Annotated in this window: 19 protein-coding genes; 15 read left to right on the top strand and 4 right to left on the bottom strand. The window is 71.6% G+C overall.

What is annotated here, in order from left to right:
* The first annotated feature begins 3 nt into the window (after nucleotides 1-3).
* The 11 genes from alaS (at nucleotide 4) to KF840_09715 (ending at nucleotide 12,181) form a co-directional block, all read left to right on the top strand.
* Nucleotides 4-2,628 carry an alanine--tRNA ligase gene (alaS, locus tag KF840_09765; GenBank protein ID MBX3025185.1) on the top strand — a complete coding sequence of 875 codons (2,625 nt, stop codon included), beginning with the start codon at nucleotides 4-6 and terminating at the stop codon, nucleotides 2,626-2,628.
* A gap of 86 nt (nucleotides 2,629-2,714) precedes the next feature.
* Nucleotides 2,715-3,683 carry a PhoH family protein gene (locus tag KF840_09760; protein MBX3025184.1) on the top strand — a complete coding sequence of 323 codons (969 nt, stop codon included), beginning with the start codon at nucleotides 2,715-2,717 and terminating at the stop codon, nucleotides 3,681-3,683.
* 205 nt (nucleotides 3,684-3,888) lie between these two features.
* On the top strand, nucleotides 3,889-4,317 hold the full coding sequence (locus KF840_09755) for a nuclear transport factor 2 family protein (GenBank protein ID MBX3025183.1): 429 nt from the start codon (nucleotides 3,889-3,891) through the stop codon (nucleotides 4,315-4,317).
* Between the two features lie 23 nt (nucleotides 4,318-4,340).
* Nucleotides 4,341-4,784, top strand: a complete 444-nt coding sequence (gene ybeY / locus KF840_09750) for an rRNA maturation RNase YbeY (GenBank protein MBX3025182.1) — start codon at nucleotides 4,341-4,343, stop codon at nucleotides 4,782-4,784.
* A 304-nt stretch (nucleotides 4,785-5,088) separates the two neighbouring features.
* The gene (locus KF840_09745) at nucleotides 5,089-5,991 is read left to right on the top strand and encodes a haloalkane dehalogenase (protein ID MBX3025181.1); all 903 of its coding nucleotides are present in this window, start codon (nucleotides 5,089-5,091) and stop codon (nucleotides 5,989-5,991) included.
* 6 nt (nucleotides 5,992-5,997) lie between these two features.
* Nucleotides 5,998-6,426 (top strand): hypothetical protein, encoded by a 429-nt coding sequence (locus KF840_09740; protein ID MBX3025180.1) that lies wholly within the window; start codon nucleotides 5,998-6,000, stop codon nucleotides 6,424-6,426.
* Between the two features lie 50 nt (nucleotides 6,427-6,476).
* Nucleotides 6,477-6,992, top strand: coding sequence for a peptidylprolyl isomerase (locus tag KF840_09735; protein ID MBX3025179.1), 516 nt, complete (start codon nucleotides 6,477-6,479; stop codon nucleotides 6,990-6,992).
* A 52-nt stretch (nucleotides 6,993-7,044) separates the two neighbouring features.
* Nucleotides 7,045-8,265 (top strand): hypothetical protein, encoded by a 1,221-nt coding sequence (locus KF840_09730; GenBank protein ID MBX3025178.1) that lies wholly within the window; start codon nucleotides 7,045-7,047, stop codon nucleotides 8,263-8,265.
* Nucleotides 8,266-8,338: 73 nt separating this feature from the next.
* Nucleotides 8,339-8,929, top strand: a complete 591-nt coding sequence (locus tag KF840_09725; protein ID MBX3025177.1) for a YceI family protein — start codon at nucleotides 8,339-8,341, stop codon at nucleotides 8,927-8,929.
* A gap of 89 nt (nucleotides 8,930-9,018) precedes the next feature.
* On the top strand, nucleotides 9,019-10,098 hold the full coding sequence (gene prfB / locus KF840_09720; GenBank protein MBX3025176.1) for a peptide chain release factor 2: 1,080 nt from the start codon (nucleotides 9,019-9,021) through the stop codon (nucleotides 10,096-10,098).
* Between the two features lie 124 nt (nucleotides 10,099-10,222).
* The gene (locus KF840_09715) at nucleotides 10,223-12,181 is read left to right on the top strand and encodes a GIY-YIG nuclease family protein (protein ID MBX3025175.1); all 1,959 of its coding nucleotides are present in this window, start codon (nucleotides 10,223-10,225) and stop codon (nucleotides 12,179-12,181) included.
* 18 nt (nucleotides 12,182-12,199) lie between these two features.
* On the opposite strand, the gene KF840_09710 is transcribed toward KF840_09715, so the two are convergent.
* Nucleotides 12,200-14,647 carry a VCBS repeat-containing protein gene (locus tag KF840_09710; protein MBX3025174.1) on the bottom strand — a complete coding sequence of 816 codons (2,448 nt, stop codon included), beginning with the start codon at nucleotides 14,645-14,647 and terminating at the stop codon, nucleotides 12,200-12,202.
* A 118-nt stretch (nucleotides 14,648-14,765) separates the two neighbouring features.
* Between KF840_09710 and KF840_09705 the strand changes: the two genes are divergently transcribed.
* Nucleotides 14,766-15,335, top strand: a complete 570-nt coding sequence (locus KF840_09705; GenBank protein MBX3025173.1) for an O-acetyl-ADP-ribose deacetylase — start codon at nucleotides 14,766-14,768, stop codon at nucleotides 15,333-15,335.
* Between the two features lie 9 nt (nucleotides 15,336-15,344).
* Here the strand turns inward: KF840_09705 and KF840_09700 are convergent, their stop codons facing one another.
* Nucleotides 15,345-15,749 carry a hypothetical protein gene (locus KF840_09700; GenBank protein MBX3025172.1) on the bottom strand — a complete coding sequence of 135 codons (405 nt, stop codon included), beginning with the start codon at nucleotides 15,747-15,749 and terminating at the stop codon, nucleotides 15,345-15,347.
* A complete protein-coding gene (locus KF840_09695) occupies nucleotides 15,746-16,990 on the bottom strand; it encodes a CoA transferase (protein ID MBX3025171.1) in 1,245 nt (414 codons plus the stop codon). Before KF840_09695 ends, KF840_09700 begins: the two co-directional genes overlap by 4 nt.
* Nucleotides 16,991-17,169: 179 nt before the next feature.
* Between KF840_09695 and KF840_09690 the strand changes: the two genes are divergently transcribed.
* Genes KF840_09690 through KF840_09680 form a run of 3 tightly spaced genes read left to right on the top strand, consistent with a single transcriptional unit; the run spans nucleotide 17,170 to nucleotide 20,322 of the window.
* The gene (locus KF840_09690) at nucleotides 17,170-17,604 is read left to right on the top strand and encodes a hypothetical protein (protein ID MBX3025170.1); all 435 of its coding nucleotides are present in this window, start codon (nucleotides 17,170-17,172) and stop codon (nucleotides 17,602-17,604) included.
* Nucleotides 17,576-19,081, top strand: coding sequence for an AarF/ABC1/UbiB kinase family protein (locus KF840_09685; GenBank protein ID MBX3025169.1), 1,506 nt, complete (start codon nucleotides 17,576-17,578; stop codon nucleotides 19,079-19,081). The genes KF840_09690 and KF840_09685 overlap by 29 nt, the downstream gene beginning before the upstream one ends.
* Nucleotides 19,078-20,322 carry an alpha/beta hydrolase gene (locus KF840_09680; protein ID MBX3025168.1) on the top strand — a complete coding sequence of 415 codons (1,245 nt, stop codon included), beginning with the start codon at nucleotides 19,078-19,080 and terminating at the stop codon, nucleotides 20,320-20,322. The genes KF840_09685 and KF840_09680 overlap by 4 nt, the downstream gene beginning before the upstream one ends.
* A 21-nt stretch (nucleotides 20,323-20,343) precedes the next feature.
* Here the strand turns inward: KF840_09680 and KF840_09675 are convergent, their stop codons facing one another.
* Nucleotides 20,344-20,580 carry a YheU family protein gene (locus KF840_09675; GenBank protein MBX3025167.1) on the bottom strand — a complete coding sequence of 79 codons (237 nt, stop codon included), beginning with the start codon at nucleotides 20,578-20,580 and terminating at the stop codon, nucleotides 20,344-20,346.
* Nucleotides 20,581-20,601 lie beyond the last annotated feature (21 nt).

Here is a 20,601-nt window from a genome sequence, read left to right as displayed (position 1 = left end):
ATGATGACCGGCGCCGAGGTTCGCAGCAGTTTTCTCGAGTTCTTCCGGGCCCGCGGGCACGAGCTGGTGCGCAGCTCCTCGATCGTGCCGAGCAACGACCCGACCCTGCTGTTCACCAACGCCGGCATGGTGCAGTTCAAGAACGTCTTCCTCGGCCAGGAACAGCGCGCCAATCCGCGCGCCGCGAGCGCGCAGAAGTGCCTGCGGCTGAGCGGCAAGCACAACGATCTCGAGGAGGTGGGGCGCGACACGTACCACCACACGCTGTTCGAGATGCTCGGCAACTGGTCGTTCGGCGAGTACTACAAGCGGGAGGCGATCGCCTGGGCCTGGGAGCTGCTCACCGACGTCTGGAAGCTGCCCAAGGACAAGCTGTGGGCGACCGTCTTCCGCACCGACGACGAAGCCGAGTCGCTGTGGAAGCGCGAGACCGACATCGACCCGGCGCAGGTCCTGCGCTTCGACGAGAAGGACAACTTCTGGGAGATGGGCGACACCGGTCCGTGCGGCCCGTGCTCGGAGATCCACATCGACCGCGGCCCGGCGGCCTGCGACAAGCAGCACGTCGCCGGCCACCAGTGCGCGGTGAACGTCGGCTGCTCGCGCTTCATCGAGCTGTGGAACCTGGTGTTCATCCAGTACGACCGGCAGGCGAACGGCGATCTGGTCGAGCTGAAGAGCAAGCACGTCGACACCGGCATGGGCCTCGAGCGCGTCACCGCCGTCCTCCAGCACGTCGCCTCGAACTACGACACCGACCTCTTCCGCCGCCTCATCGCCTTCACCGAGGAGCGAGCCGGTCGCCGCTACGGCGCCGACGAGGAGAGCGACCTGGCGATGCGCGTCATCGCCGACCACAGCCGCGCCCTCAACTGCATGATCGCCGACGGCGTCGTGCCGGGAAACGAGGGTCGCGGCTACGTGCTGCGCCGCATCCTGCGCCGCGCCGCGCGGCACGCCCGCGTCCTCGGCTTCGAGCAGCCGTTCCTCTACGCGATGTCGGAGCCGGTCTGCGCCGTCCTCGGCGGCGCCTACCCGGAGCTGGTCGAGCGCCGCGCCTACATCGAGGAGGTCGTGCGCAGCGAGGAGGAGCGCTTCGCCGAAACGCTCGACCGCGGCCTCGCCCTGCTCGCCCAGGAGCGCGCCGCGCTCCAGAAGGCGCGGCAGACGGTCCTGCCCGGCGACGTCGCCTTCAAGCTCTACGATACCTACGGCTTTCCGGTCGACATGACCGAGGACATCCTGCGCGATCACGGCATCACCGTCGACCAGGCCGGCTTCACGGCGGCGATGGCGGCCCAGAAGCAGCGCGCCCGCGACGCCCGCAAGGCCGCCGGCGAAGGCCAGATCGTCGGCAGCGCCGCCTCGTCGCGCTTCGTCGGCGATCGCGTCTACGACTACGAGTCGCCGATCGCCGCCCTGGCGGTTGACGGCGAGGCGCGCGACGAAGTGCGCGCCGGCGAGACCGTGCACGTCGTCGCCGCCGAGACCCCCTTCTACGGCGAGTCCGGCGGCCAGGTCGGCGACCGCGGCGTCATCGAGACCGCCGACGGGGCGTTGGTGGAGATCACCGACACCCTGAAACCGCGGGCCGACCTCACCGTGCACGTCGGCACGGTGGTGCGCGGCGCGCTGCGGACCGGCCAGACGGCGCGCCTGCTGGTCGACCGCGAGCGCCGCGAGGCGACGCGCCTGAACCACTCGGTCACCCACATCCTGCACGGCGTGCTGCGGCGCGTGCTCGGCGACCAGGTCCGCCAGGCCGGGTCGCTGGTGGCCCCCGACCGCCTGCGCTTCGATTTCACGCAACCGACGCCGATCGACGAGCCGGCGCTGCGGCGCATCGAGGACGAGGTCAACGCGCACATCCGCGAGAACGCCGAGGTGACGGTCGAGGAGATGGCCTACGACGCCGCCATCAAGGCCGGCGCCCTCGCCTTCTTCGGCGACAAGTACGGCGACCGCGTGCGGGTGGTGCGGATGGGCGACTTCTCCACCGAGCTGTGCGGCGGCACGCACGTGCGGCGCACCGGCGACATCGGCCTCTTCAAGCTGCGCGGCGAGGCCGGCGTCGCCGCCGGCACGCGCCGCATCGAGGCGATCACCGGGATCGGCGCGCTCGAATGGGTGCGCGCCTCGGAGCAGTCGCTGCGCAGGCTCGGCGAGCTGCTGCGCGGCAGCGAGGAGGACGTCGCCGAGCGCGTCGAGCGCCTGCTGGCGCAGCAGAAGCAGCTCGAACGCCAGCTCCAGCAGTTGCAGCGCCAGGTGGCCGGCAGTCAGTCCGGCGACCTGCTGTCGCGGGCGCAGACCATCAAGGGCCGCACGGTGATCGCGGCGCGGGTGGACGAGTCGGATCCGAAGCGCCTGCTCGAGCTCGCCGACCAGCTCCGCGAGCGGCTCGGCTCCGGGATCGTCGTCCTCGCCGGCGCCCACGACGGGCAGGTGCGCCTGCTCGCGGCGGTCACCAAGGACCTCGCCGGCCAGGTGCACGCCGGCAAGCTGGTGGGCGAGATCGCCCCGATCGTCGGCGGCAGGGGCGGCGGCCGCCCCGAGCTCGCCCAGGCCGGCGGCAGCGATGCGTCGAAGATCGACGCCGCGCTGCAGCGCGCCGTCGAGCTGGTCTCGTGACACGGTTCTTCACCGCAGAGGCGCAGAGACGGGCAGCCTCCGGCGCAGCTCCGCATCTCCGCGCCTCTGCGTCTCTGCGGTGAAAGATGTCCGACACGCTCGAAGTCCAGTTCGCCGATCACCACAGGTTCCACGACCTGCTCGGTCACCACGACGAGCACATCAAGGCGGTCGAGAAGGCGATCGGTGTCCGCATCGGGCTCGGCGACCGCACGCTGATCATCGAGGGCGACGCGATCGAGCGCGAGCTGGCGGGGCGGGTACTGAAGGAGCTCTACGGCCTGATCGAACGCGACTATCCGATCTACGCCAGCGACGTCGACTACGCGGTGCGCATCCTGTCGCGCGACCGCGGCGCCACGCTCAAGGACATCTTCCTCGACTCGATCTACATCACCGCCCACAAGCGGGTGGTGACGCCGAAGAGCGTGGCGCAGAAGGCGTACATCGACGCCATCCGCCACTTCGACATCGTCTTCGGCATCGGCCCCGCCGGCACCGGCAAGACCTATCTCGCGATGGCGATGGCGGTGGCGGCGCTGATGCGCGACAACTTCGCCCGCATGATCCTCACCCGGCCGGCGGTGGAGGCGGGCGAGAAGCTCGGCTTCCTGCCCGGCGACCTGGCGGAGAAGGTGAACCCGTACCTGCGGCCGCTCTACGACGCGCTGCACGACATGGTCGACTTCGACCGGGCGCGCAAGATGCTCGAGAAGGGCGCCATCGAGGTCGCGCCGCTGGCCTTCATGCGCGGCCGGACGCTGAACGATTCGTTCGTCATCCTCGACGAGGCGCAGAACACGACGCCGGAACAGATGAAGATGTTCCTCACCCGCCTCGGCTACGGCTCGAAGGCGGTGATCACCGGCGACGTCACCCAGATCGACCTGCCGTCGGGCAAGCCGTCCGGCCTCAAGCATGCGGCGCAGATCCTCCACGGCGTCGACGGCATCCGCTTCTGCCAGTTCGACGAGCGCGACGTCGTCCGCCACCGCCTGGTGCGCGACATCATCTCCGCCTACGACCGGGCGGAAACCACCGCCGGCGCCCAGTAGCCGCCGCGCCCGGCGCGCGCCGCGCTTGACGAACGGCGGCGGGGCGGGCGATGGCGGGAGCCACGGAGGAGCCATCCATGGTCGACGCGGCGGCGCGCCACCGCCGCCGATTCACGACCGTCGGGGATCGCGGCCATTTCGACGTGAACGATGCAGCCGTCGCCGCATGGAGCGGCGACCAAGTGGCGCCGGAGGACGACACCCCATGAGCACCTTCAGCCGCGAGGAGATCCATGCCGCCTGGCAGCGGCGCATGGCCCTGCAGGACGCCGACGACTGGGCCGGTTTCGGCAACACGTTCACCGAGGACGCGGTCTACCACGAGCACCACTACGGCATCTTCCGCGGCCGCGCCGCGATCCTCGATTGGCTGGTGCCGGTGATGGCGTACTGCAAGGGCTGGACCTATCCGGTCGAGTGGGTGTGCATCGACGGCAACCGCGTCGTGCACAAGTGGCTCAACCGCCTGCCCGGCCGCCGCGCCGACGGCTCCCACTTCGAGTTCGCCGGCTTCACCGCCATGGAGTACGCCGGCAACGGCCAGTTCTCGTTCCAGGAGGACATCTACAATCGGGTCGAGACCGACCAGGTGATCGGCGAGTGGAAGGCGGCGACCGGCGGCGCGTACAAGTGACGTCGCCGACGCCGCGTCGATCGATGCCGGCGGCGACGGTCAGCCTGGTCGCCCGCCGCCGCGTTCCCGGCGTCCGCGCCGCCGCCGTGCGGCGCGACGCCCGGCGCGCGCTCGCGCTGCTCGGCGTCACCGGCGAGCTCAGCATCGCCCTGGTCGGCGACGCCGAGATGCAGGCGCTGAATCGCGACTGGCGCCGCAAGGATCGGCCCACCGACGTCCTCGCCTTCGCCCTGCGCGAGGGGGAGGACGCCGCGGTCCACGCCGACGTGCTGGGCGATGTCGTGATCTCGCTCGACACCGCCGCGCGCCAGGCCGCGGCGCGCGGCGCCACCGCCGCCGACGAGGTGCGCGTCCTCCTCGCCCACGGCATCCTCCACCTCCTCGGCTACGATCACGAACGCTCGCCCGCCGAGGCGCGGCGGATGTTCGCCAGGCAGCGCGCGCTGCTGCGCCAGCTCGCCGCCTGACGCGGCCGCCGGCGGCGAGCGTCACGGCCGCGCGGCCCTGCAGGCGATCAGCCGCGGTCGCGTCGATTGACATAGTGGCACTGGTGGTGCCACTTTTGCGACATCGGCGAGGGCTGACAAAAGCACTCTCACCACGGAGGCACGGAGACGCGGAACAGCCCGGAGAATGAGGGGCACGGGGCCGGGATCCCAACCCCATCAGCAATGACCGTACGGATTCCCACCAACCAGCCAGCCCGACGCGGTACCCTCCGTGTCTCCGTGCCTCCGTGGTGAACTTATTTCTGCCACATCGAGGCCAATCATGGACGTGTTGCGAACCCCGGAGTCGCGCTTTCGCGATCTGCCCGACTTTCCCTTCGCGCCGCGCTACCGCGAGATCCACGACGCGGACGGCACGGCGCTGCGCATCGCCTACATCGACGAAGGGCCGCGCGAGGCGGCGCCCATCCTGCTCATGCACGGCGAACCGTCGTGGTCGTTCCTCTATCGCCACATCATCGCCCGCCTGGCGGCCGCCGGGCACCGCGTCGTGGCGCCGGACCTGATCGGCTTCGGTCGCTCCGACAAGCCGAGCGCCGCCGCCGACTACACCTACGAGCGGCATGTGCGGTGGATGAGCGACTGGCTGCTGGCGCTGAACCTGCAGCGGATCACGATCTTCGGCCAGGACTGGGGCGGCCTCATCGGCCTGCGCCTGGTGGCCGCGTTCCCGGAGCGCTTCGCCCGCCTCGTCGTCGCCAACACCGGGCTGCCGGTCGGCACCGGCTTCGGCGACGCGTTCAAGGCGTGGCTCGACTTCAGCCAGTCGGTGCCCGAGCTGCCGGTCGGCAACATCATCGCGATGGGCTGCCGGCGTCCGCTGACCGCCGCCGAGCGCGCCGCCTACGAGGCGCCGTTCCCCGAGGAGCGCTACAAGGCCGGTGCGCGGCGCTTCCCCACCCTCGTTCCGATCACCCCCCAGCATCCCTCGGTGGCCGAGAACCAGGCCGCCTGGCGGGTGCTCGAGCAGTTCACGCGGCCCTGCGTCACCGCCTTCAGCGACGCCGACCCGGTGACGCGCGGCGGCGAGCGGGTCTTCCAGGAGCGCATCCCGGGCGCCCGAGGGCAGGCGCACGTGACCATCGCCAACGCCGGACACTTCCTGCAGGAGGATGCGCCCGAGGCGATCGCCGACCTCCTGCACCGCGTCGCCGCGGGCGCCTGAGCCGCGATGCCGCTGCTGCCGCCGAGCACCAACGGGCGCTATGCGGGCTCGCCGGTCGCCGCCTACGTCCTCACCGCTTTCGGCGTCCTGTCGCTGCTCCCCGGCTGCATCCACACCTTCCTGCCCGACGGCGGGGCCGGCAGCATCGCCGGCATCGACCTGAGCCAGAACGGCCGGGTCATCGTCGCCGTCTTCGCCTGGGCGGGGGCGACCCAGATCGCCTTCGGGCTCACCGCCCTCATCGTCTCCCTGCGCTACCGCGAGCTGGTGCCGCTGCTACTGGCGCTGGCGATCCTCGAGCGGACGCTGCACGCCCTCAACGGCTGGGTCTTCACCGGCGGCGCCGCCCATCACCCCCCCGAACACTACGCGGTGCTGGTGGCGCTGCCGATCCTGGTCGCCGCCCTCGCGGCCTCGCTGCGCCGCGCGCCGTGACCGTCGCCCGGCGGCTTGCGGCGACGGCACGCGCGCGCTAGCGACGAACGATGGCGAATCCCACCGCGACCTTCGACACCTCGCTCGGCTCCTTCAGCGCCGAGATCTACCGCGACCAGATGCCGATCACCGCCGGCAACTTCATCGCGCTGGCCACGCAGGGCTTCTACGACGGCCTGCACTTCCACCGCGTGATCAAGGACTTCATGATCCAGTTCGGCTGCGAGAACAGCCGCGATCCGAAGAGCCCGCGCTGCGGCATGGGCGGTTCGCCGCTCGGCACCATCCAGGACGAGCATCCGCCGGCCTTCAGGGCCTCGAACGAGATCGGCACGCTGTCGATGGCGAACACCGGACGGCCCAACAGCGGCGGCGCGCAGTTCTTCATCAACACCAAGCACAACGCCTACCTCGACTGGTTCACGCCCGGCCAGTCGAAGCACCCGGTGTTCGGCAAGGTGACCAGCGGCATGGAGGTCGTGCGGCAGATCGAATCGACGCCGACCGATGCCAACGACCGGCCGACCACGCCGGTGAAGGTCCTGCGCGTCACCATCAGCGAGTGAGCGCGCCCGAGCGCCGCTCTTCGCCGCCGCCGACCCGGCAGCGCACGGCAAGATGATCGACGCCGATCGCCTCAGCCACGGCGAGCTCGCGGCCCTCGGGCGCGAGTACCTGTTGTTCGGGCACCTCCTCAATCGCGCCGCCCTGCCGCACGTGCACCTGCAGCTCGGCGCCGCGGCGCGCGAGGCGGTCGCCATCGACGAGTGGATGGGCGCGAGCCCGGTCTACACCCGCCGCATGCAGCGCGAGATGGGTTTCGCCGGGGACACGGTCGAGACCATCTTCAAGGGGTTTCAGCTCGACGTCGGATTCCCGCACCAGTACATGGACGTCCGCTACCGGCTCGAGACCCCGCAGCGCGGCGAGTTCTGGTTGCCGCACTGCGGCGCGCTGCTCGAAGTGGAGCAGTACGGCGACGCCGCGGTGCGCTCGATGTGTCACGCCATCGAGGATCCGACGTTCGACGCCAGCGCGGTGGCGAGCAATCCCCGGGCGCGCTGCCGTCCGCGGCACCGGCCACCGCGCGTGCCGGCCGATCGCCTGCCGCACTGCCACTGGGAGGTGGTGATCGATCCCGAGGTCGAGCCGGTGGTGGAGGCCGCCATCACCCGCCGGGTCGGCGCGTCGCGGCTGGCGCGCTTCCGCTTCAGCCCCCTGCCCGCCGACGACGGCAGCGGCTGGAACGACTACCGCGGCGCGTTCGATCCGGAGTTCGTCCTCGAGCGGCTGTCGCGCACGGCGCTGCGCCGCGTCTGCCGCGAGCTCCTGGCACAGAACCACCTGCTGGTGCGGTCGCTGATGATCGCCATCGCCGAGCGCGCCGACGACGCCACCGCGCAGCGCATCGCCGCCGCGCAGTGGATGGGCGCCGGCGCCGTGGCGGCGAGCCGACTGCGCCGCGCCCTCGGCATCGCCGGCGACGACGTGGAGGCGATCAGCCGCGTCCTCGCCCTCCACCCGGCGTTCGTCCCGGAGTACCTGGACGTCGGCATCGCCGGCGGCCGGCTGGCGGTGATGGACTCGGAGGCGCTGCGCGAGGGCGATCCGTACAGTTGGTACGCGCTGCTCGGCGAGCAGTCGCTGCCCGCCCTCGACGCCATGGCGCAGGCGGTGAATCCGCGCGCCCGCCTGGAGCCGGCAACGCCGCGCGGCGGCGAGCGGCTGGCGTGGGAGGTGGTCATCGACCCGTCCGCGGCCGTTGCCGAGCCGCCGATGGAGATCCTGATGGTGGCCAACACGACCACCGCCGGATTCGCGTTCCAACGCCGCCCCTGACCCGACGGAATCCGCCCTTGCGCCGGCGCGCGCAATCCGGAGCATGGCGGGGACCCTGACTGGAGGACTGTCCATGCATCGCATCGCCCGCCTCAGCGCCCTCGCCCTGCTGCTCGCCGCGCCGGCGTTCGCCGGTACCGCCACCTGGCAGATCGATCCCGACCACAGCAGCGCGCAGTTCGCGATCAAGCACCTCATGGTGTCGACCGTCCGCGGCACCATCGGGCCGGTGACCGGCACGGTGACGATCGACGACGGCGACCTCACCAAGTCGTCGGTGACGGCCTCGATCGACGCCAAGGGCATCGACACCCGCAACCAGAAGCGCGACGACCACCTGCGCAGCCCCGAATTCTTCGACGTCGCCACGTTCCCCGCCATCACCTTCACCTCGACGGCGATCGAGAAGGCGGGCGACGGCGCCTACGCGGTGCGCGGCGATCTGACGCTGCACGGCGTCACCAAGCCGGTGACCCTGAAGGTCGAGGGCTCGCCGACGCCGATGCGGGACCCGTTCGGCAACACCAAGCTCGGCGGCACCGCGACCACCCGCATCAACCGCAAGGACTTCGGCCTCAACTGGAGCAAAGCGCTCGACGGCGGCGGCGTGGTGGTCGGCGACGACGTCGACGTCACGCTCGACATCGAGCTGATCAAGAAATAGCCGCGCCGGACGCCGTCGACCGCAGCGCGCAAAGCCGCTACATTCCCCGACCATGGCCATCGAAACATCCGAGCTGAAGGACCGCATCGCTGCCCTGCGCGAACGCCTCCAGGCGTTCGGGAGGTATCTTTGACCTCCCGAAACGGGAGGCTCGCATTCAGGAGCTCGACGCCATCTCGTCCGAGCCCGACTTCTGGAACGACCCCGAGAAGGCGCAGACGGTCAGCCGCGAGCGCGCGCAACTGACGGCGCCGCTCACCGGCTGGCGCAAGCAGGTCGAGGCGCTCGAGGAGGCGGAGCTCTACCTCGAGATGGCCGCCGAGGGTGACGCCGATTCCCTCGCCGAAGCGCAGAAGACGCTGGCCGGCATCGAAGAGGCGCTGCACCAGATGGACCTGCAGCGCCTGCTCGGCGGCGAGCACGATCCGGGCAACGCCATCGTCCAGCTACAGGCCGGCGCCGGCGGCACCGAGGCGCAGGACTGGGCCGAGATGCTGCTGCGCCAGTACCTGCGCTGGTGCGAGCGCCACGACTACAAGACCGAGCTGGTCGACGTGCAGCCCGGCGAGGGCGCGGGCATCAAGAGCGCCTCGTTCACCGTCGAGGGCCCGTACGCCTTCGGCTACCTGAAGAGCGAGGTCGGCGTGCACCGGCTGGTGCGCATCTCGCCCTTCGACGCCAACGCCCGCCGCCACACCTCGTTCGCCTCGGTGTTCGTCTATCCCGAGATCGACGATGCCGTGGAGGTGGAGATCGACGAGAAGGACCTGCGCATCGACACCTACCGCTCGAGCGGCGCCGGCGGCCAGCACGTCAACAAGACCGACTCCGCCGTGCGCATCACGCACATGCCCACCGGCATCGTCGTCGCCTGCCAGAACGAACGCTCCCAGCACAAGAACAAGGCAATGGCCTTCAAGATCCTGCGCGCCCGTCTCTACGAGCTCGAGATGCAGAAGCAGCGCGAGCAGATCGATGCGATGAACAAGACCAAGAAGGACATCGCCTTCGGCAGCCAGATCCGCTCCTACGTCCTCCACCCCTACCGCCTGGTGAAGGACCACCGCACCGGCAAGGAGATCGGCAACGCCGACGCCGTGCTCGACGGCGAGATCGATCCCTTCATCGAAGAGTACCTGCAGCAGACCGCCGGCACCGCCCCGCACTGAGCGATTGGCCTCCGCGCCGCGCCGGGAGGGCGGATCCTTCGCCGACGCTCGGCCCCTCCGCCTCGCCGCGGCGAAGTGTCCGTTTTCGCTTTCTGTTCGCGCCGTGCTATGGCCGCGCCCGGTCATGCGCGAGAAAGTCCACCGCTACCTCATGGAGCGGCCGTCCGGGGCGACGGCCGGCGAGCTGCTGGATCTGGTCTTCACCCGGCCGGGCGCCGATCGCGAGCTCGGGCCGCGCTTCCTGCAGGCGCTGCTCGGTGGCGACGGCCGTTTCGCCTACAGCGAGGCGACCGGCCGCTGGATCGCCACCGCGCACGCCGCCCTGGCGCAGCCGCTCGACGCGGCCACCTGGGTGGTGGTGGATCTCGAGACCACCGGCGGCGCGCCGACGCGCGGCCACGGCATCATCGAGATCGGCGCCCTCAAGGTCGTGGGCGGGCGCGTGGTCGACCGCTTCGCGCAGCTCGTGCATCCCGGCCGCCGCCTGCCGCCGTTCATCACCGGGCTGACCGGAATCACCGACGCGATGCTGGCGGGGCAGCCGGGGATCGCGGCGGTGCTGCCGCGCTTCATCGACTTCGCCGCCGGCGCCGTCCTCGTCGCGCACAATGCCGGCTTCGACCTCGGCTTCCTCGACGCCGCCCGCCTGGCGCTGGCCGGCACGACGTTCGACCAGCCCCATGCCTGCACGCTGCGCCTGGCGCGTCGCCTTCTGCCGCAGGTGCGGCGCAAGTCGCTCGACGCGCTGGGCGGGCACTTCGGCATTCCGCTGGTCGACCGCCACCGCGCCCTCGGCGACGCGCGCATCACGGTCGAGATCCTCTTCCAGCTCCTCGAGCTGGCGCGCCGGCGCGGCGTCCGGCGGGTGGCGGAGCTGCTCGATCTGCAGCACAGCGCCAGCGATGGCCGGCGCTTCGCCTGCGCCCTGCCGCGGGCGCGCGTCGCGGCGCTGCCCACCGCGCCGGGCATCTACCGCTTCCGCGACGCCGACGGCCGTCTGCTCTACGTCGGCAAGGCGAAGAATCTCCGCCAGCGCGTCGGCAGCTACCTGACCAACGCCGCGGCGCACCGCGGCAAGGTGCTCGACCTGATCCGCCACATCGCCGACGTCGAGGTGGCGGTGGCGGGCTCGGAGCTCGAAGCCTCGCTGTGCGAGGCGGACGAGATCCGCCGCCTGAAGCCGCCGTACAACCGGCTCAGCAAGCACCTGCCGCAGATCGCCTTCCTCAAGCTGATGCTCGGCGACGCGTTTCCGCGCCTGGCGGTCGTCAACCGACTGACCGGCCGCGCCGGGCGCTACTTCGGCCCCTTCCGCAGCCGCCTCGCCGCGGTCGAGGCGCAGGCGCTGGTGGCGCGGCTGTTCCGCCTGCGCACCTGCACCGGCGGCCTGCGGCCGTCGGCGGACGTCTCGCCCTGCCTGCACGGGCAGATCGGCGCCTGCAGCGCGCCCTGCGCGGCGCGCGTCGACCGCGCCGCCTACGCCCAGCAGGTCGCGGCGGCGGCGCGCTTCTTCGACGGCGAGATCGGCGCCGCGCAGCGCCAGCTCGAACAGCGGCGCGACGCGCACAGCGCGGCGCACCGCTTCGAGGCGGCGGCGCGGCTGCAGCGCGACCTCGAGCTGGTGCGGCGCATGCGGCGTCGCCAGCGGACCATGAGCTGGATCGTCGAGCGCCAGCACTTCGTCGCCATGCAGCCGGCCGCGGACGGCGGCCGGGCGCTGCTCTACGCCGTCGCTCACGGCCGGCTGATCGCGCGCGCCGAGGCGCGCGCCGTCGACGAGCTGACCGCCTTCGCGGCGCGCGTGCAGAGCGAGCTGACGCTGCCCGGCACGCGAGCCCTCCAACCCGAGGACGTGGAGGGCACGATCATCCTCGCCGCCTGGCTGCGCGGCCGCGGCGAACGCGACGGCTACGTCTTCCGGCTGAACGAGGCGGTGCCGGTGGCGGCGCAGCTCGGCGAGTGGTCGGCGGCGCTGGCGTCGATCGTCGTGGTCGACCGCGCCGCCGCCGAGCCGTCGCCGGATGACGAGCGGGCGAACGGCGAAAAAAAGGGGCGGGCCCTCCACGGGCCCGCCCCGATGTGACGCGTCAGGCGCTCGCGCTCAGCGCGACGAGCGCTGGGCGCGCACGCTGGCGCGCTGCAATTGCCAGCGGCGGCCGGCCCAGAAGAGCAGCGGCATCGCCGTCAGCACCAGGAGGTTCCCAGGGCCACCGCTGTCGCTCGTCGAGCAGCCGCTGCTCGAGCTGGTGGCGATGCAGATCGGCCCGCCGTCCGTGCCGACGACGCACTTCTGGCCCTTCGGGCACGGACTGGGCTGACAGGGGTTCGCTTGCGGCTCGGTCGGAATGCGGGTCGGCGTGAAGGTGCGGGTCGGCGTGCCGCCGTCGACGCACTGGCCGCTGCCCTCGGCGCAGTGCTGATTCGTCAAGCACTGGCTGACCGCGCAGCACACCTCGTTGACGCAGTTGCCCGACTGGCAATCGCCTTCCACCGAGCACAGCTCGCCGTCGGGCGCCGGGTTCGGTCGCGGCGTGCGGGTCGGCGTCGGGGTCGAGGTTCGATTGCCGCCCGTCCCGGTGACGGTGACCGCGGGAGTGGCGGGATTGAACGACGTGCAGCGGCCGTCGGGATTGCAGAATTCCTCATCGGCCAGACACTTGCGATTGCAGCAGATCAGGTCGAAGGCGTCGCAGACGTTGGAGGCGCACTGCGCGTTCTCGGTGCAGTCCGAGCCATTGCTGGCGAGCGGCGAGCAGGTGCCGAACTCGTCGCAGAAACCGCCCTCGCACGCCTCCTTGCAGCAGCGGCCGTTGTCGCTGCAGAAGCCCGAGGCGCACTTCGCGTCCTGCGTGCACTCGGAGCCGTCGCCGAGCAGCGGCACGCACACGCCCTCGTACCCGGGCTGCGCGCAGGTGCCCCCGTCGCACGGGCTGTCGCAACAGACGTTGCCGACGCAGTACGGCTGCCCCTCGCCGCAGTCGCGGGGGTCCTGGCAGTCGGTCAGCATCCCGGTCGATTCCGGCACGCAGACCCCTTCCCGGCCGGGAATGTTGCAGACTTCGCTCGCCGCGCACTGCGAGCCGCAGCAGACGCCATTGGTGCAACGGGCGGAGAGACACTCGTCGCCGGTCTGGCAGGAGGCCCCGTTGCCGGAACCGCCCGGCGAGCCGACGTTGATGAACGCTTGCAAACTGAGCGAGCGCTGGGAACCGATCATCACGTCCGGCTTGCCGTCACCCGTGACGTCACCGGTCGCGATCGATCGCGGCGCCTTCTGGATCGCGAACACGGGACCGGGAACGAAGCCGCCATCGCCGCGACCGCCGAGCGCGTACAACGCATCGATCAGTTGGGCGCCTGACCCCCGCGACCGCGGGTCGGTCAGGGCGACGACCAGGTCGATCGTGCCGTTGCCGTCATAGTCGCCGCTGGACAGCGCCAGCGCTCGGCAGGGCTGTCCATTGGTGAAGAACGGGCACGGCACCTGGATTCCCGGCGGCGGCAGCAAGGTCCCCGTGCCGGTTGCCATCATGACGTCGATCTGGCTCGCCCGCGCGGAACCGCTCGGGCGATTCAGCATGGCGACGTCGGGCACGCCGTCACCGTTGAAGTCGGCCGAGATCATGTCGCTCGGATTCGCGCCCGCGACATACTGCACCGCCTTCTCGAACTCGGGGAAGCCCTGCTGGACGCGCTTGAACAGGGCGACCGAGACGTCCTTCACTCGTGGACCGCCGAGATCCAGAGTCACGATGTCGGGTTTGCCGTCTTTGTTGAGGTCGATCGCCAAGATCTGTTCGGGACCGACCCCCACCTCGAAGTCCCCGCCGCGGCGAAACCGCGGCGGCGAGCCGTTGTCGTTGAGGAGGATGAAGACCTTGTTCTGCCGGCGATCGATCACCGCCAGGTCCGGCGCGCCCGAATCGTCGAAGTTGGCGATCGCGACGCCGTAGGGGTTGCGCGAGCTGGGGACGGTGATGAAGTACGGATCCTGATAGGTGCCGTCACCGCGGCCGAGCAGAACGTGCACGCCGTTCGCCGCCTGATCGGCCACCACGACGTCCAGCCGGCCGTCCCGGTTGATGTCGCCCAGGGCCAGCCCGCGCAGTGTGTCACCGACCCGGATCGACCGCGCCGGTGCGAAGCGCGATGGCGAGGTGGTGCTCGCGAGGTAGGTGGTGACGTCCTTGCTGGCCGGACTGATCACCACGACGTCCGCGAGGCCATCGTTGTTGAGGTCCCCGGTGGCCATGAAGTCTGGCTGCGGCGGAACACTCGTCAAGTCGGCGCCGACGAAGTTGATCACTGCCAGCGCCGAGTGCGCGGTCAGCAGTGTGGACAACAGCGCGCCGAGTACAACGCGAGGACGAAGCATGCGGGACCCCTCTTTCGTGTTGGCGATTGGCCGAAGCCGACGGCTCCGAACAGGAACGCAACGGATCAAAGATTCACTTCGCGGTCTGAGTTTGTCAAACGAATTCGCACGGATCGTGCCGCGCGAAAGGCCCCGTAGAATACGGCATTTATGGCCCTGCGCGATTGCGATCACTCGCCGCGATGTGAGACGAGCCCTTGCAGATCGATCACAGTCCCGACGGCTCTGGCACGGGCGCAAGCGAAGCGATATTGCGCCCCGGGCGCCAGCAGGGAAACAGGTGGGATCAAGCATGACCAGCGATCTCGCAGGCCGTCTCGAGCTCGTCCGGGATGACATCACGCGGCAGGACACCGCCGCCATCGTCAACGCCGCCAACACCAGTCTGCTCGGCGGCGGTGGGGTGGACGGCGCCATCCACCGCGCCGGCGGCGCGGCGATCCTCGCCGAGTGCCAAGCGCTCGGTGGCTGCGCCACCGGCGATGCGAAGATCACCACCGGCGGCAGGCTGCGCGCCCGCCACGTCATCCACGCCGTGGGCCCCGTGTACCGGGGCGGCGGCGACCGCGAGGCCGCGCTGCTGGCCAGCGCCTATCGGCGCAGCCTGGAGCTCGCCAGCGCCCACGGCGTGCGCTCGCTCGCCTTCCCGTCGATCAGCACCGGCGCGTATGGATATCCGATCCGCGCCGCGGCGCGGATCGCCATCGACACGGTGTCCGAGTACCTGCGGGCGCACCCGGAGATCGACCTGGTCCGCTTCGTGGTGTTCAGCGAGGCGGACCTGGCGGTGTACGCGGAGCTGCTGCAGGCTGGCAGTGGCCGCCCTGTCCCGCCGGTCGGGGGAGCGCCATCCGACGATTGAGCCGCTGGATCAGGCGGCGGCGACCTGGGAGCGGGCGCGCGGCATCAGCCAGGCCAGGACGGCGGCGACGAGGAAGAGCGCCGGCACGTCGCCCAGCAGGTGGCCGAGATTGCCGGGGTGGAGCACCGCCTGCGCCGCCATGATCAGGCCGTGGACGATGCTCGACCAGACGGTGAACCAGATCAGGCTGCGGTGCGCGAGTGGGTCGCGCGCGGCGCGGTACAGGAACACGCCGAGCGTGGCGTAGATGCCGATGATCATCTGCAGGTAATGCGACTGCGACGGATCGCCGGCGTGCCACGCCCAGCCCGACGGCCACAGCCGCGTCAGCGGCCACAGGCCGACGACGAAGACGACGCCGAAGACGCGCAGCGCCAGTCGCAGGCGGGTGAGATCCGGATCGCCGGCGCTCATCCGAGGGCACCGGCGGCGCGCAGGGCGGCGATCCGCGCGCTGTCGTACCCGAGCACGTCGCGCAGCACGGCGTCGGTATCGCGGCCGGCTTCCACGGCCGCCTTTGCCGGCACCGGCAGCGACTCGCCGATCGGCTTGATCGGCGACGGCATCAGGTCCGTACCCGCGTCCCGGTACGGGCGCAGCGGCAGGCGATCGAGGAACTGCGGATCGCGGGTGATCGACTTCACGTCGTTCACCGGGCAGAGCGGGGTGTTGACCTCCTGGCCGAAGCGCACCCACTCGGCGGTGCTGCGGGTGGCGAAGATCTCGTCGAGGGTGCGCCGCAGGGCGACGTTGCCGCGCGCGTGATCGGCGTACTTCGCGCCGGGGTTCTGCTCGAACAGGTCGGGCCGGCCGACGCCCTCGCAGAAGTTCTTCCAGAACTCGCGCTCCGAGGCCATGAAGAGGACGATGCCGTCGCGCGAGCGGTAGTACTGGTAGCGGACCGATTCGGTCATCGAATTGTCGCCCACCGGGCGGCGCGCGCCCTTGCCGTCGCCGTCGTTGCCGGTGACCTCGTCCTCCGGCCGCTCGTAGGCCTTGTTGCCCTCGATGCCGTTCCAGTTGAACGCCGCCGCGGCGTCGCTCTGCGCGACCTCGAAGCGGGCCGGCGCGCCGGTGGCGCGGGCGCGGATGATCGCGGCGCAGATGCCGAGCGCCGCGTAGAGCGGCCCGGCGTTGATGCCGATGGTCGTGTAGCTGGGGATCGTCGGCTGGCCGTCGGCGTTGATCGTCGGCCGCGCGACGCCGGCCCAGGCGTCGTAGGCGATGCCGTGGCTCGGCATGTCCTTGTACGGCCCGGTCATGCCGTAGCCGGAGATCTGGCAGAAGACGATGCGCGGGTTGACCTCGCACATCTTCGCGAAGCCGACGCCGCGCCGCTCGAGCGCCCCCGGGCGCATCGCCTCGATCACCGCGTCGGCGCCGCGCACCAGGTCGAGATAGGCGGCGACGCCCTCCGGCTTGCGCAGGTCGAGGACGATGCTGCGCTTGCCACGGTTCAGGTGCCAGTGGAGCAGCGAGATGCCGTCGATGATCGGGAACGCCATCTTGCGGACGTAGTCGCCGCCGGGGTTCTCGACCTTGATCACCTCGGCGCCGAGATCGGCGAGCTGCATGCCCACCGCTGCCGGTCCGAGCAGCGAGCTCTCGATGATCCGCACCCCGGCGAGCAGGCCGCCGTTCGTGGTCTCTGGCATCCGCGTTCCTCCCGTCATCGCACCGCAGCTATCCGACCGGCCGGCAAATGGGTAGCCGCGGCGCTCGCCGCGGCACGATGAGCCGCCGCGTCATCGGCCCGGGGCGGCGCGCCATCCGCGGCGCGCGGGAAAAATTCCTTGACCGAGATCGTATACAAAGTATACGACCGATCACGCTGATGCCCGACGATCCCAGGCCACGCAAGGAGCGGGTGATCCACACCCGGGTTCCGGAATCGCTCGACGACGAGATCAAGCGGCGAGCGACGGACCTCGGGCTGTCGGTCTCCAACCTGGTGCGCAACATCCTGCAGAACACCTTCGGCCTGGTGGAGGACATCGTGCACGACAGCGCCGACATCGCCCGCAGCGCCCGCGGCGCCAGGACGGCGTCCGGCGAACGGGGCAGCTCCGAGCCGAGCGCGGGCGAGGTCGTCGGCTGGCACCTGGCGCTGCTCAACGTCAACGCCGTCTGCGAGGCCTGCAACGCGATCCTGCCCAAGGGCACGCGGGCCGGCGTCGGCATCGTGCCCGGCGGCCGCGCCATCCCCATCCGCTGCCGGACCTGTCTCGACGAGGTGCCTGATGGCGAATCCGGGTCGCCGGACGAGTGACCACGCCGCCGATGCCGTCGATGCCGCCGCCGCGGTGCTGGCCGCCGCCGCCGGGCTGATCGACAACCTGCTCGCCCGCGTCGACCGACTGGTCGCCGAGGCGAGCCGCGATGCTCGCGCGGTCGCCGCCGATGCCGCCGAGCTCTGGGACGCGGTGGCCGCTGGCGCCCAGGGCGTCTCCCACGCCGCGCGCGGCGCGCCGCGCTTCGCCCGCGTCGCCGGCGAGATGCTCCGCCTCGTCGCCGCCTATCGCTGGCATGCCGTCAGCGGCGCTGGCGACCTCGCATCCCTCCATCAACGCCACGCCGAGCGCCTCTACGCGCTCTGCGTCGAGCTGCGCGGCGGCGTGCTGAAGCTCGGGCAGTTCGCTTCCAGCCGCATGGACCTGCTGCCCGATGCCTACGTCGCCGCCCTGTCGCGCCTGCAGGACCGCGTGCCCGCCGCGCCGCTCGACGCCATCCTCGAGCGACTCGCCGAGGAACACGGCGGCGACCTCGACCGCTTCGCCAGCTTCGAGCCGCAACCGCTGGCCGCCGCCTCGCTGGCGCAGGTTCACGCCGCCACCCTCGCCGACGGCACCCCGGTGGTCGTGAAGATCCAGCTTCCCGGGATCGCGCGACTGGTCGAGGTCGATCTCGCGGCCCTCCAACTGGTCGCGCCGGCGCTCCGCGATCAGGTCCCGTCTCTCGACCTGGAGACGTTCGCCGCCGAATTGTCACGCGCGGTGCGCGCCGAGCTCGACTACCGCGCCGAGGCCGTCCACGCGGCCGCGTTCGCCGCTGCCTTCGCCGCCGACGACGATCTCGTCGTACCGCGCGTCCACGCGGCGTGCTCGACCGATCGGGTGCTGGTCCTGGAACGGATCGAGGGAGCGCGGCTGACCGATTACCTCGACGCCTGCGCGGCGCGGGGCACGGCCGGCGCCGCCGATCGCGACCGCCTGTTCGCGATCCTAATCCGCTGCGTCTGCGCCCAGGTGCTCGAGCACGGGTTGCTGCACGCCGATCCGCACCCGGGCAACTTTCTCGTCGTCGACGGGCCGGACGGCCCGCGCCTGGCGCTGCTCGACTTCGGCTGCGTGCAGCCGTACGCCCCGGCGCGCCGCCGCGCCTATGCCGGGCTGGGGCTGGCGGTGCTGAGCGGCGACCCGCTCCGCATGGCGGAGCACTTCGCGGCGATGGGCTTCCGCAGCCGCAGCGGTGACGACGCGGCCCTGCGCGCCTTCGCCGACCTGCTCCTGCAGGCGTTTCGCGTCGACACCGCCGACCCGCTCGCCGGACTGCGCCCGGAGGACGCGCTGGCGCGCATCCTCCGCCTCACCCGCGACAATCCGATCGTCGCCGTGCCGCCCGATTTCGTCCTGCTCGGCCGGGTGTTCGCCACCCTCGGCGGGCTGCTCGTGCGCTACCGGCCGCGCGTCAACCTGTTCCAGATCCTGCTGCCGTACCTGCTGCGCGCTGGCGGCGAGGCGGAATGAACGGACCCGCGCCCTCCCCGGTGCGCGGCGCGATCGACGTCGGCGCCGCGCTGCTCGACGACGGCGTCCGCACCGTCGCGGCGGTGCATGCCGCCATTGCCCGCACGCCGTTCGCGGCGCTGCGCCGGCTGCCGGCGATCGGCGGCGGCGCGGCGCTGGTGCAGGCGGTCCACGACCCCATCGTCACCGGCGTCTACGCGGCCGTCGCCGCCGGCTGCCAGGCGCTCGGTGGCGCGGCGCGATTGGCCGGGGAGGCGCTGGGAGGCGGTGGCGCGCCGCGCGCCGGATCGCGGGCCGATCTCGCGGTCGCGGCGCTCAACGGCTTCGCCGGCGACCGCCTGGCCGACGCCGGCAATCCGCTGGCAGCGACGATGGGGCTGCGCCACCGCGGCGCGCCGCTCGCGGCGCAGCGCGCGGCCCTGGCCGCTGCCCATCCCGCGGCGTCGCCGCGTCTGGTTGTCTTCGTCCACGGCCTGGCCTGCAACGAGAGCCTGTGGCGGCCGGCGCTGCACTGCGCCCGCGGTCGGGCGCCGCGGATCGACTTCGGCCGCCGCCTCGCGCGCGACGTCGGCTGCAGCGCGCTGCACGTGCGCTACAACACCGGCCTGCCCATCGCCGACAATGGCCGTGCGTTGTCGGCCCTGCTGGAGACCGTGGTCGGCGAGTGGCCGGTGGCGATCGAGGAGCTGGTCCTCGTCGGCCACAGCATGGGCGGGCTGGTGCTGCGCAGCGCCGCGCACCAGGCGGCGGGCGCCGGATGGACGGCGCGCGTGCGGCACGTGTTCTACCTCGGCTCGCCGCACCGCGGGGCGCCGCTGGAGAAGGCGGCCAACCTCGCCGCCTGGGTGCTCGGGCGCGCCGATGTCACGCGGCCGTTCGCCGCGCTGTTCAATCGGCGCAGCCGCGGCATCAAGGATCTCCGCTTCGGCGCGCTGCGCCACGAGGATTGGCGGACGGACGCGGACGCGCTGTTGCGCGACGATACCGCGGACCTGCCGTTGCTCGAGGGCGCCGCGCACCACTTCGTCATCGCCACCGTGACCCGCGACCGCCGGCATCCGCTCGGGCGCGTCGTCGGCGACCTGCTCGTTCGCCCCGCCAGCGCCGGCGGCCGCCCCACGCACGCCGGCCTGCCGCGGGTGCGCGTGCACCACGTCGGCGCCGCGACCCACCTCGACCTGCTCACCCATCCCGCCGTGTACGAGCAGCTCCGCCAGGCGCTGGCGTCCGCGCGGCCGTAGCGCGGGTCGGGACGCGCCAGGTCACGGGCGGCGCGCGACGACGATGGTCGCGCTGCGCGACTCGGGATCGAAGACGATCTTCGCCTCGCCCCGCTCGAGCTGGCGCATGACGTCGCGCACCTTCTCGTCGAGGCTCCGCTCGCGCCGGCCGTAGTCGGTGCCGTCGCGGGTGACGAACTCCTCCACCAGGCCGCGCAGCGCCGCGGCGCTGAGGGCCGCGAGGGGGACGTCGACCGGACCTGACTGCTCATCATGCATGCGCCGGCGAGCCTCGCCGGC

The sequence above is a fragment of the bacterium genome (assembly GCA_019637795.1).
Taxonomy (GTDB): Bacteria; Desulfobacterota; Binatia; order HRBIN30; family CADEER01; genus JAHBUY01.
Note: the sequence above shows the minus strand (reverse complement) of the source record. Positions and strands in the feature narration are given on the sequence as shown.